Origin of the sequence: Corynebacterium sp. LK33, assembly GCF_014334955.1 — a bacterium.
In the GTDB taxonomy this organism is placed as follows: Bacteria; Actinomycetota; Actinomycetes; order Mycobacteriales; family Mycobacteriaceae; genus Corynebacterium; species Corynebacterium jeikeium_D.
In genome coordinates, this window is the sequence record NZ_PDGU01000026.1 from 248425 (window position 1) to 264065 (window position 15641).

Genomic DNA, 15641 nt, shown 5'->3' on the forward strand with positions numbered 1-15641 from the left:
AAAATGGGTGCCATCATGGCATCTTCACTTCCAATCGTTCTTAAAGCTCCACGTCGCGGCATGCCCGCGACCCATTTTGCGGACCTCGATGTTGAGGAACGGAAGGCTGCGGTCAAGGAACTGGGCCTGCCGGCCTTCCGCGCCGATCAGATTGCCCGGCACTATTACGGTCGGCTTGAGGCTGACCCTATGACGATGACTGATCTGCCGGAAGCAGACCGTCAAAAGGTCAAAGACAGTCTCTTCCCACCTCTGTTGACCCCCGTGCGGCACATCACCTGTGACGACGGCGAAACGCGTAAGACTCTGTGGCGTGCAGGTGACGGTACGCTGCTGGAATCCGTGCTGATGAAGTACCCGGGGCGTGCGACCCTCTGTATTTCCTCGCAGGCGGGCTGCGGTATGGCATGCCCATTCTGTGCGACGGGTCAAGGCGGTCTGCAGCGTAATCTCTCCACCGCGGAGATTGTCGACCAGGTTCGTGAGGCCGCTGCCACGATGGCAGCTGAGGGCGGTCGTCTGACCAACATCGTATTCATGGGCATGGGTGAGCCGCTCGCGAACTACAATCGCGTTCTCGCCGCCGTCCATCGCATCACGCGGCCGTCGCCGGAGGGATTCGGCATCTCGATGCGCAATGTCACCGTCTCTACGGTCGGTTTCGCGCCGAACATCCGACGGCTTGCCGACGAGGACCTGTCAGTCACCCTCGCGGTGTCTCTGCACACTCCAGATGACGAGCTTCGCGACGAGCTGGTACCGATCAACAATCGCTTTACAGTGGCCGAGGTACTTGATGCAGCTCGCTACTACGCAGACAAGACAGGCCGTCGCGTATCTATTGAGTACGCTTTGATTCGCGATATTAACGACCAGGATTGGCGTGCAGACCTGTTGGGTAAGAAGCTCCATAATGCTCTGGGCTCACGTGTCCACGTCAACCTCATTCCGCTCAACCCAACTCCGGGTTCGAAGTGGGATGCCTCTCCGAAGAAGCAGCAGGAGGAGTTCGTCCGCCGCGTACAGGCGCAGGGGGTACCGTGCACGGTCCGCGATACCCGTGGCAACGAGATTGCGGCAGCGTGTGGTCAGCTGGCGGCCGAAGAGGTTTAGCCGACAAATAGCAAAAGATCCGCACCGAATTCGGTGCGGATCTTTTTGTGCGCTGTAGCGCTATAGAGCTGTTGCTATAGAGCTGTTAGGCCAGACTTTCTGCAAAAGTGGCTAACTTTACTGGTTCTGGCCTTCCGGCAGACGGTTCCAGGAGCGCAGCTGAGAGTCGGTCAGGTTAGCGTAGACGCCAGTGCCGTTAACCTGGTCGCGTGCCCACTCCGGCTCAATGTGGCCTTCCGGCTTGTTGTGACCGGTAACGGTGCGGACCTGAGAACCCTGCGGGGCGAACAACTGCAACAGCAGGCCAATAGCGATCAGGGCGGCGATGACGACCAGCCACCAGTTCTCGACGTTGCCCTTGTGGTTACCAATGGTCATACCCAGCAGGAAGATCACGGAAATCCAGCCGGCCTTCTGCATAGCGCTCTTGCTAATGCCGTGCCAGCCCCACTTCGCCGACGGCTCGTCGAGGGTGCTGACGCCGCGGTAAATCTCTTCCTTTGGCTCGTGGTTGCTCACTTGAAAGTCCTCCTGTTAACACTTTCGGCGAATTGCACTCTATATGCACTTCAGTCTATCTGCGGTTTTACTGAAAGCGACTGAGCGCATTTTCAGACAATCTTGAGTATCGGGTGTAAGGATACCTTAGAACTTGCTGAAATTGGGACTCAGCCCGGCCGGAAACTGTTCGCCGGTGTGCTCGTTTGCCCAAAGTGGGGGTAGGGTGAGCACTCGTGACATTTCTTCTTGGAGTTTTACTCTTCGCAATCGGCATCGCGGTGACAATCGCTCTTCACGAATGGGGCCATCTCACCGCAGCTCGCCTGTGTGGAATGCGAGTGCGTCGATACTTCATTGGCTTCGGCCCAACGCTGTTTTCCTTCAAGCGGCATCACGCTGCGGCAGGTGGGCATGACACCGAGTATGGAGTAAAGGCAATTCCCTTTGGCGGATTCTGCGACATCGCAGGCATGACGGCAATGGATCCCATCGCTCCTGCCGAAGAACCCTACGCCATGTACAAGAAGCCGTGGTGGCAGCGCATTATCGTGATGCTCGGTGGGGTGGCAATGAACCTCATCGTTGGATTCATCATTCTTTACTTCATTGCCGTGACGTGGGGTTTGCCCAACATGGGTAAGGAAATGTCGCCACGCATTCAGGCGGTGCAGTGCGTCTCGCCGGCACAGCGTGCCGACGGCACGCTGGAGCCCTGCACTGGTTCCGGTCCTGCAGAGCGCGCAGGGCTACGTGCCGGAGATGTGATTGAGAAGATCAATGGCACCAAGATCACGTCCTACCCCGAGGCTGTGTCTCTCATCGGTAGCTCTGCAGGTGGCGACATCAAAATGACCATCGACCGCAATGGCAGCACCCAGACGGTCACGGTCACCCCGGAAGTCGTCAAGCGCAAGACTAACGACGGGCAGGACATCGACCAGCCAGCAATTGGTATCGCCTTCCAGCGCCCAGAGACCATCCTCCACGAGTACAACGCAGTGACTGCCATCGGTGGTGCGGCCAGCTTCACAGGCAGCCTTTTCGGGGCGGTTTGGAACGGGCTGCTCTCCATTCCGGAGAAGGTTCCCGGCGTGGTCGCCTCTATCTTTGGTGCTCAGCGTGACCCGGCCAGCCCAATGAGTGTCGTCGGCGCGTCGCGTGCCGGTGGTGAATTGGTGGAGATGAACCAGTGGCCTTCATTCTTTCTGTTGCTGGCTAACCTCAATTATTTCCTGGCCGTGTTCAACCTCGTGCCGTTGCCGCCACTCGACGGTGGCCACATCGCCGTTGTTATTTATGAGCGCATCCGCGACCTGATTCGCAAGGCGTTCGGTAAGCCTGCGCTTGGGCCTGCCGATTACACCAAACTCATGCCAATTACTATGGCCTTTACCGCAGTTTTGCTGGTCTTCGGCGTTCTGGTTATGGCTGCTGACGTGGTCAATCCAATTGTGCTGAACCGCTGATAGCAGGTTGCGGCGCGCCAGCGTCGTCGTAAAGCAAAGCGGTGCTAACGTCAGCCCACATGGAACAAACTTCGCGCCGCAAGCCCCTGCTTCGCAGTATCTCGGCTGTGGCAATCACGGGTCTGGTGTTGTCATCCGCCGCGTGTACGCCGCGGCCTGACACCGGGCGCGAGGTGCTTGAGGAATTCCTTGGGGCGCTGGCGGGAGGGGATGTCGCTAAGGCGGCGGCGCTGACTGATCATCCGGATTCCGCTGAGGGGGATCTGAATGCGGCCACCGACGGCCTTCAGCCGGAGGGGCTTGACTATGAAATCGAGGGTATCGATACCAGCTCGAATCAGTCCTCGGCCGAAGTCACCATGAATTGGCAGCTGCCGCATCAGCGACGCTGGGGATATGACACCACTTTCACGCTGACCAAGACTGAGGCTGGGCAACGGGATTGGGCGTTGCGCTGGTCGCCAGCATCCCTGCATCCACAGCTGGGGCGTAATCAGCACCCAGAATTGCGCACTATCGCAGCTCCACGTCCGTCTGTGGTTGGTTCGGACGGTGCGGCCTTGCTTGAGCCGGGGACTGTGCACCGGGTAATTCTCAATCGTGATGGGGCGGAGAATGTGCAGTCGTCGATTAACCGGGCGGCGACGGTCATCAATAATGAAATGCCGGAAGATGGTCCGAAGCTTGACGCGCGCGCTATAGGGGAGCAGGCAGCTGGTGGGAAGGGTAACTTTTCACTGATTGTGCTGCCGGCATCCACGCCGCAGCGAGTCAAGGATGAGCTCGCGGACATTGACGGAATTTCTGTTAACGATGAAGCAGCGATGGTGCGACCCGACCCGGGGTTTGCGCCTGATTTGATGAGCCGTGTGGAAAGGCTAGTGGACACTGGTGATCACGGTGCCGATGGCTGGAATATCGTGGCGGCCAACGAGGGCGGAGCAGTCGTCGGCACGCTCTATGAGGTGTCTCCGGATGTAGCCCCGGCGGTGCAAGCATCGATTAGTAAAAAGGTGCAGGACGCAGCGCAGAAGGCAGTCGATACGCGGCAAGATGCGAAGGCAATGCTGGTGGCTGTGCAGCCGTCTACGGGCAAGATTCTGGCGGTAGCCCAGACGGCGGAAGCAGACAAGGACGGTGACCTTGCGCTGATGGGACAGTTCCCGCCGGGATCGACGTACAAGATTGTCACTGCCGCTGCAGGTGTGCAGCACGAGGGGCTAAATGCGGGATCGACTGTGCCGTGCCCAGGTTCGATGGAAATCGGGCCGCGAATTGTCACCAACTACAACGGAAGTGGTGTCGGGGATACCTCGCTGAGCGATGCCTTCGCGCGGTCTTGCAACACCACGTTCGGCAACATCTCCCACAAGTTGGAACCAGGGCAGTTTAAGGAGGAGTCCAAGAACTTCGGCATCGGCATCAACTATCACATCGCGGGCCTCGACACTATTACCGGCAGCGTGTCTGACGGTAGTGATGAAGTCGAGCGTATCGATGCGGGCTATGGACAGGGCAATGACTTGGCCAGCCCGTTTGGCATGGCGCTGGTTTCCGCGACGGTGGCGGCCGGGCGCACTCCGACGCCGTCACTCGTGCCAAGCGCGGGAACGTGGCAGTCGCAGACGTCGAAGCCACTTCCACCTGAGGTTTTGAACGAGGTTCGCTCACTCATGCGGGCGGTGGTGACCTCTGGTACTGGTTCGGCCATTGCTGGTCGAGGTGAAGTCTACGCAAAGACCGGTGAGGCCGAGTACGCAGGCGGCTCGCATGCTTGGTTTACTGGCTACCGCGATGATTTGGCCTTTGCCACGCTCATCGTCGGCGGTGGTGGATCCGAACATGCGGTGGCGATTACCGATGCCTTCTTCGCCAATATGGATGAAGGGTCGGGGGACGAGGGCTAGAGCATTTCTGGCTTCGAAACCAGTACAGGCCGAAAGGCTAATCCGGGGGTAGGGGTAGAGTATGTTCCATGACTCAGCGTTCTCCACTTACTCAGCAAAAGTCCACGCCAATTCGCACTGTTCCGGCACATATTGAACGGCCGGAGTACGCCTGGAAGGACGAGGTTCAGGAAGGCGTCGGCGAGCCGCTGGTACAGACGGCGGAAGATATTGAAAATATGCGAGAGGTCTCGCGCATTGCTGCCAACGCGTTGGTGGAGGCCGGCAAGGCCGTAACTCCGGGCGTGACCACGGATGAGATTGACCGGGTGGTGCACGAGTACCTGTTGGATCACGACACCTACCCGTCTACGCTGGGGTACCGCGGTTTCGAGAAGTCGTGCTGCGTGTCTCTCAATGAGATTGTCTGCCACGGTATTCCGGACACTCAGGTTATTGAAGACGGCGATATTGTCAATGTCGACGTCACCGGATACAAGAACGGTGTCCACGGCGACACCAACGCGACTTTCCTCGCGGGCAATGTCTCGGAGGAGCACCTCCAGCTAGTGGAGCGCACTTACAACGCCACCATGCGCGGCATTAAGGTCATCAAGCCGGGCCGTGAGATTAATGTCATCGGCCGCGTAATCGAGTCTTACGCTAAGCGTTTTGGATACAACACCGTTCGGGACTTCACCGGTCACGGTGTCGGTACCACGTTCCACAATGGTTTGATTGTCCTGCACTACGATGAGCCGAGCCAGGACACTATTTTCGAGCCGGGCATGACATTGACTGTTGAGCCGATGATTAACCTCGGTGAGCTGCCGTACCACATCTGGGATAATGGCTGGACTGTGCAGAATGATGACTTCAAGTTCACCGCCCAGTTCGAGCACACGGTGTTGGTGACCTCCGACGGCTATGAAATCCTCACTCTGCCGGATGAGCAGAACGTGCCAGGTCAGTTCCAAACTGGTTGGAAGCCCGAGGCCTAACCCGTGCAGGCCCCTGCAGCTCTGATTGCCGGCTGCACCTCAGATGCCGGTAAGTCGGTTCTGGTCGCCGGCATGTGTCGGCTGCTCGCGCGCCGCGGCGTGAAGGTCGCACCCTTCAAAGCACAGAACATGTCCAACAATTGCGCTGTCACGCTCGACGGCGGCGAGATTGGGCGCGCGCAGGCTCTGCAGGCGCTCGCCTGTGGTCTGGAGCCGGATGTCTCCTTTAACCCGGTGCTTCTCAAGCCGGGCTCGGACCACACTAGTCAGGTGGTGGTGAAGGGCAAGGCCGATGGGCATGTGAGCGCTCTGACGTACCGGTCGCGGAGAAAAGCGCTGCGCGGAGTAGTTGCGGAGACATTGGAAGAGCTGCGGGGGCAGTTCGATGTCGTCTTGTGCGAAGGCGCTGGTAGTCCTGCCGAGGTCAATCTGCGAGAGTCAGACATTGCCAACATGGGGTTGGCAGAGCTCGCTGATCTGCCGGTTGTGGTCGCCGGTGACATTGACCGCGGTGGGGTGCTTGCACATTTCGTCGGCACGCATGCAATTTTGAGCCGCGAAGACCGCGCGCGGATTACCGGTTTTATCGTCAACAAGTTCCGGGGCGATGTTTCGCTGTTGACACCGGGATTGGACGTGGTGCGCGAGCACACCGGCGTGCCCGTACTCGGCGTAGTGTCTTTTATTCCGGGGCTGTGGATCGATGCGGAGGATTCGCTCGGCACAGTCGCTGGTGCGTCGGTAGGGCCGGCGAACGCACCGCTGGGTACGGAAACGTTGTCCGTGGCCGCCATTCGCTTGCCGCGCGTGTCCAACGCCACCGATATCGAAGCGCTTGCCTGTGAACCAGGGGTACACGTGCAGTGGACGGTCGATCCGTCGGTCGTTGCTCGCGCCGACCTGGTCGTGTTGCCCGGGACGAAGTCGACGGTCGCCGATCTCAAGTGGTTGCGCGAGCGTGGGCTTGACGACGTACTGGAGAACCGAGCTGCCCGGGGGTTGCCGCTGATTGGCATCTGCGGTGGGTTCCAAATGCTCTGCACCACCATCACTGACTCGGTGGAGTCGGTAGCCGGGACAGTGAACGGGCTTGGCGTGTTCGATACCGACATTGAATTCGCGGGGACGAAGACGCTGGTGAGCCACCCGGATGGCTCTTACGAAGTCCACAATGGACAGGTTGTGCGAAGCAGCGAGGCGCCTTTTATCACTGAGCCTGAAGAAGGGGCGCGGCGTGGCATGGTGATGGGCACGCACCGCCACGGCTACCTGGAAAATGATCAGGCGCGCCGTGAGTTGCTGATGGAAGTTGCAGTTGCCGTCGGTCGGGACGGCTTTGAGGTCAGTCCTAATACTTCGTTTGCCGGAGAACGGCTGCTGCAGGTCGACCTGTTGGCCAATGCAGTCGAGAAGTACCTGGCTGGGCCCGCATTGGCCCAGGCCACAGGTATTGAACAGCTGGGCTAGTTATCGAACTCCAGGCCCAGGATTGCGTTTTCAATCAGCTCTGGCAGTGCTGGGTGGATCCAGTGCTGGCCCTTGACAACTTCGCGCACATCCATTTCGAAGCTCATCATCTGGATGCACTGCTGCACTAGAGTGGCAGCCTGCTCGCCGATGAAGTGCGCACCCAGCAGGCGGCCGGTGGAGCGGTCGGCAATCAACTTGGCAAAGCCGTCGCGTTCCTCCAGCGCCCAGCCGTAGGCGACATCGCCGTAGTTCTGTACCTTCACGGTAATCTCCGTACCATTTTCCGCAGCCCAGGCGCGAGCTTCGTCCTCGGTCATACCGACCTGACCAATCTGCGGATGTGAGAAGACTGCGGACGGAATGTAGCGGTGGTCAAATGCCCGCAGGTCGGACGGGTTCAGCACGTTGTGGAAGACAACCTTGGCCTCATGGTTGGCAATATGCTTCAGCTGGTACGGGCTAGAGACATCGCCCAGCGCCCACACACCTTCGGCAGAGGTGCGGCCGTACTGGTCAACCTTGATGCGACCATCGTCGTGCATCTCCACACCACCGGCTGCAAGGTCCATACGGTCACCGTTGGGGATGCGTCCGGTTGCCACGAGCAGGGCATCGGCTGCGAGCTCCGTGCCGTCGTCAAGCGTGGCCGTGACGATCTCGCCCTCCTGGGAGAGCGCAGTGATGGAGGTGTTCATGCGGATGTCAATGTCGCGGGCGGCAACCTCATGGAAGCGCTCGGAGATAGCGGCGTCTGAGCCACGCAGCATGACATCGGAGCGCACCAGCATGTGCACCTTCGTGCCGAAGGATGCGAAGACGTGCGCGAACTCGCTAGCGATGTAGCCGCCGCCGACGACGATCATTTCGCGCGGGAGCTTGTCGACGCGCATGATGTTCTCGTTGGTGTAGTAATCCACCCCGGAGTTTGCGATGAGGCCCGGAACGTGAGGGCGGGAGCCTGCAGCGATGATGATGTTGTCGGCTGTGATGTCGACGGTTTCCTCGCCGATGCCAGTGCGAATAGTGCGGCGGCCGACGAACGTTGCGTGGCGGTCGTAGACATCGATATTGGGAGTCTCGTCCCCGCGGCGGTATGCCTCGCCGCCGTCGGCAATCTGGTCGACGCGCTGGGCAAAAACGCGATCCTGGATTTGCTTGAGATCAACGGAGTCGAAGGTGCCGTGCACGCCCAGGCGGCTGGCCTCGCGGATGTTGCGGGCGGCATCAGCGGCCAGAACGAACATCTTGGTGGGAAGACACCCAACGTTGAGGCAAGTACCCCCGAAACGTCCTTCCTCCACCAGAGCGATACGGACATTGTCGTAGGCCGGGGCTGGAATGGAATTGCCGGACCCGGTTCCGATAATGACGACGTCGTAGTGGCGTGGGGTAGTTTCAGGCGAATTCTCAGTGGTCACAAGCACTCCTAGCATTCTGGTCAAACTAGTTTGGTTCAACCGTACTGAATGCTGATTTATTCCGAGTTCCTATTCTGTGCTCCTATTTTGAGCTGTCTCCTGGATTGACTGTGGCAAGGAACTGGAATGTCTCATTAAAAGCGCGGTCTAGTGCTTCGGGTGCGGAAAGGTAGACGTCATGGAGAGCACCCGGAATCGCGACGTTGCGAGCCTGCGGTCCCAAGTGGGCAGTGGCATCGGCAATTTGCTCAGTGTTGAGGACAGAGTCAACGCGGCTGAGTTCCGGTGTGTAGTCGGAACCGAGAAGGTAGTTGTCCGAGTGGAGAACGAGCGTCGGCACGCCGGTATCGATACCGCGGCTGACACGTTGCTGGCCGACGATGATGGCATTGAGCCAACGCCAGTTCTTGTCATGGCCAGCCAGCGGCTTGAAAGTGCGGTTGTACTCCCAGCGTCCCTGGTGGTCGGCGCTAATGGATTTTCCATAGCCGCCCGCAGACTGCACTGGAATAAGACTGTTGGGGCGAATCCGCGACATAACACGAGTCACCAGCGAGTACACGGGAGCCTTTGCCCGGGAAACGTGCAGAGTCAGCCACGGTGAGTTCAAGACGGCAGCTGTGACGGAAATATTGGGTGCTTGCGGGCAATGGCCGCCTGTGCTTCGTAACCAATCGAGCCAGAGCACGGCAATGAGACCACCAGTGGAGTGCGCATTAACAGTGACAGTTGTATGACCGGCGTGGTCTAACACTGCGAGTGCCCTGTTGAGATCCTCGAAGTAATTCGTCAGATCGCTGCAGCCATGCCAAGTCTGCCCAGGTTGGTGCGCGCGCCCGCACTTACGCAGGTCAATAGCGTAAAAGGCGTAGCCTTCGGCGTGGTACCGTTCCGCTACGTGCTTCTGGAAGAAATAGTCCGACATCCCGTGAATCCATAGAACCGCCGGACGCGTTTGGAAGTCGCTTGCCGACGAGTCGGGGCAGTAGCGGACCAATACCGCGTGTACGGATCCCTCACCGTCGGGATCCTGGCCGAGTTCGATGACATGTTGACTGTAGTCTTCGCCTAGGTTATCGGGGTTAAAGGTGGGGGTAACGAAATCGGGAATATCGGTAGTCACAGGGTCAAGCCTAGCGCCGATTACCGGGGGTAGTGGGAATGTGTGCCACAATAGATTATGGACTGAGACGGTAGCTCTCTTTTGCGTCTTTAGTTGTGTGCGCATGTGAGCGAGCGCTAGTTTGAATCACTAATCAAGTTAGTAAGGATGTTGACAGCAAAATGGCTGATAACAAGCTTCCTGCTTCCAGTGGCGACGAGGTAGACGTCGTCCTCATTGGTGCAGGTGTAATGAGTGCGACGCTGGGTGTGCTGCTCAAGGAGCTCGAGCCATCCTGGTCACAGGTTCTGTTCGAGCGTCTCGATCAGCCCGCCAAGGAGTCTTCCTCCCCGTGGAACAACGCTGGTACCGGCCACTCTGCTCTGTGCGAGCTGAACTACACGCCGGAGAAGAACGGCAAGGTCGATGTCACCAAGGCTAAGCTCATTAATGAGCAGTTCCAGGTTTCCCGCCAGCTGTGGACCTCGCTGATTGAAAACGGCACCCTGACTGACCCGAAGGAATTCATCAACCCAGTTGATCACACCACCTTCGCTCAGGGTCCGGAGCAGATGGCGTTCATGCGTCGTCGCTATGAGGCACTTGAGAAGGAGCCACTGTTCCACGGTCAGGAGCTCATTGAGGATCCGGACCGTTTCGCTGAGTACCTTCCGCTGATGTCCGAGGGTCGTGACTTCTCCAAGCCGGTCTCCGCTATTCGTAACCCGAATGGTACGGACGTTAACTTCGGTGCACTGACCAAGCAGTACCTGGCCGCACTGTCCGATATGGGTACTGAGATTCGCTACGGACACGAGGTCACCGGTCTGAAGCGCGACGGTTCCAAGTGGATCGTCACCGTGAAGAACCTGCACACCAAGGACGTTCGCACCCTGGTTGCCAACTTCGTATTCGTCGGTGCCGGCGGTGACGCACTGCCGCTGCTGCAGAAGGCTCGTATTAACGAGATTCGCGGTTTCGGTGGCTTCCCGGTCTCCGGCCAGTGGCTGCGCTGCACCAACGAGGAAGTCATTGCTAAGCATGACGCCAAGGTCTACGGTAAGGCTTCCGTCGGCACGCCGCCGATGTCCGTTCCGCACCTGGACACCCGTGTTATCGACGGCAAGCGCGGCCTGCTCTTTGGCCCGTACGCCGGTTGGAACATGAAGTTCCTCAAGAACGGTAACAACCTGGACCTGATTAAGTCTCTGCGTCCGGCCAACCTGCCGTCCATGATGGGTGTTGGTGTCCAGGAGATGGGGCTGACCAAGTACCTGATTACTGAGGTTTTGAAGGACTTCGACGCACGTATTGAGTCCCTGCGTGAGTACGTCCCGAACGCTCGCCCAGAGGACTGGGAGCTGATCGTCGCTGGTCAGCGCGTCCAGGTCATTAAGCCGATGAAGGCTCCGGTCTTCGGTACCCTCGAGTTCGGTACCGCGGTCATCAACTCGTGGGACGGCACCATTGCCGGCCTGATGGGTGCATCCCCGGGCGCTTCCATCGCTCCGGCTGTGATGATTAGCCTGATTGAGCGCTGCTTCGGCCGTCACATGGGCAAGTGGGCCCCGAAGCTGAAGGAGCTCGTCCCGTCCTACGGTACGCACCTGGCTGATGACCCGGCTCTGTTCAAGGAGGTCTGGGAGGCTTCCCAGAAGACCCTGAAGCTGGAGCGCTAGTAACTCGCTGAAGAGCTTCAGAGAGTTCAATTAAGCCAACATTGTTCTACCCCGCTGTGAGCCATCCGCTTGCAGTGGGGTAGAACTGTGCTTATGGAAAAAATCACGTCAGCGACCACTGCACAAACAGAGCCCACTTTTCCTTTTACTGCGATCGTCGGGCAGCAGAGACTACAGCTTGCGTTGATTCTGACCGCGCTATCCCCGGAGATTGGTGGTGTCGTCATCCGCGGTGAGAAGGGCACAGCCAAGACCACTACGGTCCGCGCGTTGGCGCCATTTCTCAGCGGATCGTTGGTAAACCTGCCACTCGGCGCTACGGAAGATCGAGTCGTAGGCTCCATCGATGTGGAGACCGTCCTGACTACCGGACACGCACAGTTCAATCCGGGACTACTCAGCGCGGCTGACGGTGGCATTCTCTATGTCGACGAGATTAACCTGCTGCCGGATCATCTCGTTGACTCCGTGCTCGATGCCGCAGCCACCGGTCGCGTGGTTGTTGAACGCGATGGCATCTCGCACTCCGCAACCTCCAGGTTCGTGTTGGTCGGCACGATGAACCCGGAAGAGGGCGAATTGCGTCCCCAGCTTCTCGACCGCTTTGGTCTCGCCATCGACGTCACCGCATCCAAGGATCCGGTTGTCCGCGCGGAAATCATCGCCCGCCGGCTCGACTTTGACGCCGACCCGGAGAGCTTTGTCACGCGGTTCGCCGCCGACGACGAGGCACTGCACGCCCGCATCGATCGCGCACGCGCACTGCTTGACGACGTTGAATTGGCTCCCAGCATTCTCGGTCAAATTGCCACTGTGTGCGCTGCTTTTGATGTGGACGGGATGCGTGCCGACATCGTCATTGCACGTACCGCCCGCGCTCACGCTGCCTGGCGAGTAGCCGGGGACGAGTCGGCGCAGCCGGCGCCCGGCAATCCAATTGAGATCACTGCGGAAGACATTAAGGTAGCTGCGGAAATGGCACTGCCGCACCGTCGTCGCCGTGACCCCTTTGATGAACCAGGACTGGACCAGGAACAGCTCGACGATGCTCTGCAGGATGCAGAGGAGCAGTTCCGAGATGACCAGAATCGGCCAGAGTCAAGTCCGGAGTCGAATCCAGAGCCCGATGCTGAGCAGGTCTCCCAGTTCGACTCCAACTCCGAACCTCAGGAGCCACAACAGTCGAATTCCTCGGGATCGAAGGGAGGTCGCGCCGCTGAAGGCGCCCCCTTTCGCCGTTCGTAAAATCAGCGTCGACGGTGTCGGTCAAGGGGATTCCGGTCGGCGTTCCAAGGCCATTGGCCCGCGGGGCAGCACCATTGGTGCCGAGCGGGGAGGCCATGGTCTTCACGTGCCGGCGACAGTGCTGGCGGCGGCCAATCGTGGCGTCCGCATGGGCGACTCCATGATTCCCCTGGAACCGGCGGACGTTCACGGCGCTATCCGACAAGGAACGGAGTCCAATCTGGTCGTCTTTGTCGTGGACACCTCGGGTTCCATGGCAGCACGCGACCGACTGGCAGCCGTCACCGGCGCGGTCACTTCGCTGCTGCGTGATGCCTACCAAAGCCGCGACAAAGTCGCTGTTATTACTTTCCGCGGAAATAACGCCGAATTAGTTTTACCGCCGACGAAGTCTATCGACACCGCAGTACGTCGCCTCGCAGATGTCCGCACTGGTGGCCGAACTCCATTGGCCGAAGGATTGCTGAAGGCACACGAAGTGGTAGTTCGGGAAGCCCATAGGGAGCCCACACGGCGCGCAATCATGGTATTGCTCTCCGACGGCCGAGCAACGGGTAAAAATGGCCTGCAGCAGGCGAGGGCTGTGGCCGCAAAGATCCGTCGTCAAGCGTTGGCGGCGACGGTGGTTATCGACTGTGAGCGCTCTCGCGTGCGGCTGGGGCTGGCACAGGAACTCAGCGTGGAATTGGGTGCGACCTGCATAAATCTCTCCGAACTCAATGCCGAAGCCGTGGCGGGCGTGGTCCATGCCTATCATCGAGACCATGGCACAAGGAAAGCTTGACCCCAAATCAATTCCCAACGATGGACTGACCACCAGGCAGCGTCGCATGATTCCGATTACTGCGGTGCATACGGGCCCAGGTAAGGGCAAGTCCACCGCGGCATTCGGTATGGCGATGCGCGCGTGGAATCAGGGGATGAATATCGGTGTCTTCCAGTTTGTGAAGTCGGCAAAGTGGAAGGTTGGCGAGGAAGCTGTCATGCGCCGATTGGGCGAGCTTCACGACGACACGGGGGAAGGCGGCCCGGTCGAATGGCACAAGATGGGAGAAGGCTGGTCTTGGTCGCGTAAGCAGGGCACTGAGGAGGACCATGCGGCAGCTGCTGCCGAGGGATGGCAGGAGATTAAACGCCGCCTGGAAAATGAGGTGCACGACTTCTACGTCCTCGACGAGTTCACCTACCCAATCAAGTGGGGTTGGATTGATGTCGACGATGTGGTGGAGACATTGAGGAACCGTCCCGGCCGCCAGCATGTGGTGATGACTGGCCGCGATGCGGATCCGAAGCTCGTGGAGGTCGCGGATCTGGTGACGGAGATGACCAAGATTAAGCACCCGATGGATGTCGGACGTAAGGGACAAAAGGGCATCGAGTGGTAGCGCCTGGAATTGTCATCGCGGCGACAGCATCAGGCACGGGAAAGACGACAATCTCCACGGGCCTGATGCGTGCACTGTCGCGCCGTCACGCGGTGGCACCTTTCAAAGTCGGACCCGACTATATTGATCCTGGCTATCACGGGGTAGCCGCTGGTCGTCCCGGCCGCAATCTGGATTCCTTTATGTGCGCGACTGAGATGATTGGGCCGCTCTACGCACATGGAGCTGCCGACAGCGATATTGCGGTGGTCGAAGGGGTTATGGGGCTTTTCGACGGCCGCATTGGTGACGACCCGCTATCGGTGGAGGGCTCGACGGCTGAGATTGCCTCACTGTTGGGACTTCCGGTGGTGTTGGTGATTGATGCCCGGCATATGTCGCAGTCGGCGGCGGCTGTTGTCCACGGTTTCTCCACGCTTCGCACTGACGTCCGTGTCAGTGGCGTGATTATTAATCAGGTGGGCAGCCCGCGGCATGCGGACATCATTACCCGTTCTGTGGAGACCATGGGGGTCGAGGTGCTCGGCGCTATTCCGCGAGTGACTGATATTGAGGTGCCCAGCAGGCATTTGGGGCTGGTCACTGCAGTCGAGCAGGGTGAGCAGCTAGAAGCGGTCATTGAATCGATGGCCAACTTGGTGGAGACCTACATCGACATAGACCGGATTATCCAGCTTGCCCGGCAGCCCTATCCAGCTGAACCATGGAACCCCGCACAGTTCGTTGTACCGCTGGCTACTCAGCGCCGCGTGCGTGTAGCGGTCGCGGCGGGTCCTGCGTTCTCGTTTACCTATGCAGAGCACCGTGAGCTATTGCAGGCCGCTGGAGCCGAGTTCGTGGATTTCGACCCATTGGTTGACGAACTGCCGGAAGCCGAAGGCTACATCGTGCCCGGTGGATTCCCAGAAGAGCATGCCGACGCGCTATCTATTCGTGATGACATTCGCCGCGATCTACGTCAGGCTGCCGACGATGGTGCGCTGATCCACGGCGAATGCGCGGGGCTGCTCTGGCTGCTTGAAGATCTCGGTGGGCGCCGTATGTGTGGCATCATCCCGGGGCGAGCGCACATGGCACGGTTGAAGCTGGGGTACCGGGAGGCTGTGGCGCTGACTGATTCTGTGCTGTGCCCGGTAGGAACGCGCGTGCGCGGTCACGAGTTCCACAAGACAGCCCTCACCGATGACACCGCAAGTGTCGCTGCTGCGGCCGGGTGGCAACCAGCCTGGGGTTGGCGTGGATATCAAGGCGAAACAGTTCGCGACGGCTTCGTTTCCGAGTCTGGGCGGATTCATGCCGGTTACCTGCATGTTCATCCGGCGGGTGCGCCGGGGAACGTCAGTCGCTTTGTCGCTTCGTGCGCCGGGTAAAGTGT

At 59.2% G+C, this 15641-nt stretch carries 13 protein-coding genes; 10 read left to right on the forward strand and 3 right to left on the reverse strand.

The genetic code is table 11. The features are described from left to right. The first annotated feature begins 15 nt into the window (after positions 1-15). Positions 16-1113, forward strand: coding sequence for a 23S rRNA (adenine(2503)-C(2))-methyltransferase RlmN (gene rlmN, locus CRD20_RS09990; RefSeq protein WP_049189669.1), 1098 nt, complete (start codon positions 16-18; stop codon positions 1111-1113). Positions 1114-1230: 117 nt separating this feature from the next. Here the strand turns inward: rlmN and CRD20_RS09995 are convergent, their stop codons facing one another. Next, a complete protein-coding gene (locus CRD20_RS09995) occupies positions 1231-1632 on the reverse strand; it encodes a DUF2631 domain-containing protein (RefSeq protein ID WP_016422566.1) in 402 nt (133 codons plus the stop codon). 215 nt (positions 1633-1847) lie between these two features. Between CRD20_RS09995 and CRD20_RS10000 the strand changes: the two genes are divergently transcribed. The 4 genes from CRD20_RS10000 (at position 1848) to CRD20_RS10015 (ending at position 7434) form a co-directional block, all read left to right on the forward strand. Then, positions 1848-3080: a M50 family metallopeptidase gene (locus tag CRD20_RS10000; protein WP_187405338.1), complete on the forward strand. Its 1233-nt coding sequence runs from the start codon at positions 1848-1850 to the stop codon at positions 3078-3080. Between the two features lie 59 nt (positions 3081-3139). Next, positions 3140-4987: a penicillin-binding transpeptidase domain-containing protein gene (locus CRD20_RS10005; RefSeq protein WP_187405339.1), complete on the forward strand. Its 1848-nt coding sequence runs from the start codon at positions 3140-3142 to the stop codon at positions 4985-4987. Positions 4988-5055: 68 nt separating this feature from the next. Then, positions 5056-5967, forward strand: a complete 912-nt coding sequence (gene map / locus CRD20_RS10010; protein WP_070566964.1) for a type I methionyl aminopeptidase — start codon at positions 5056-5058, stop codon at positions 5965-5967. Between the two features lie 3 nt (positions 5968-5970). Next, positions 5971-7434, forward strand: coding sequence for a cobyric acid synthase (locus tag CRD20_RS10015; protein WP_070644018.1), 1464 nt, complete (start codon positions 5971-5973; stop codon positions 7432-7434). Here CRD20_RS10015 and mtr read toward each other — a convergent pair. Next, entirely contained in the window at positions 7431-8855 is a 1425-nt protein-coding gene (gene mtr / locus CRD20_RS10020) for a mycothione reductase (RefSeq protein ID WP_370546242.1), read from the reverse strand. The genes CRD20_RS10015 and mtr overlap by 4 nt on opposite strands. Positions 8856-8937: 82 nt before the next feature. Further along, a complete protein-coding gene (locus CRD20_RS10025) occupies positions 8938-9978 on the reverse strand; it encodes an alpha/beta hydrolase (protein WP_069358761.1) in 1041 nt (346 codons plus the stop codon). Positions 9979-10139: 161 nt separating this feature from the next. On the opposite strand from CRD20_RS10025, the gene mqo reads away from it, so the two are divergent. The 5 genes from mqo to CRD20_RS10050 all read left to right on the forward strand — a co-directional run bounded on the left by mqo (position 10140) and on the right by CRD20_RS10050 (position 15636). Continuing rightward, positions 10140-11636 (forward strand): malate dehydrogenase (quinone), encoded by a 1497-nt coding sequence (mqo, locus tag CRD20_RS10030; RefSeq protein ID WP_049170803.1) that lies wholly within the window; start codon positions 10140-10142, stop codon positions 11634-11636. A gap of 93 nt (positions 11637-11729) precedes the next feature. After that, a complete protein-coding gene (locus tag CRD20_RS10035) occupies positions 11730-12881 on the forward strand; it encodes an ATP-binding protein (RefSeq protein ID WP_070644023.1) in 1152 nt (383 codons plus the stop codon). A 106-nt stretch (positions 12882-12987) separates the two neighbouring features. Then, entirely contained in the window at positions 12988-13665 is a 678-nt protein-coding gene (locus tag CRD20_RS10040; protein WP_241482132.1) for a VWA domain-containing protein, read from the forward strand. Continuing rightward, positions 13646-14266 (forward strand): cob(I)yrinic acid a,c-diamide adenosyltransferase, encoded by a 621-nt coding sequence (gene cobO, locus CRD20_RS10045; protein WP_042389270.1) that lies wholly within the window; start codon positions 13646-13648, stop codon positions 14264-14266. Before CRD20_RS10040 ends, cobO begins: the two co-directional genes overlap by 20 nt. Then, positions 14260-15636 carry a cobyrinate a,c-diamide synthase gene (locus CRD20_RS10050; RefSeq protein ID WP_187405341.1) on the forward strand — a complete coding sequence of 459 codons (1377 nt, stop codon included), beginning with the start codon at positions 14260-14262 and terminating at the stop codon, positions 15634-15636. Before cobO ends, CRD20_RS10050 begins: the two co-directional genes overlap by 7 nt. The last annotated feature ends 5 nt before the right edge of the window (positions 15637-15641 follow it).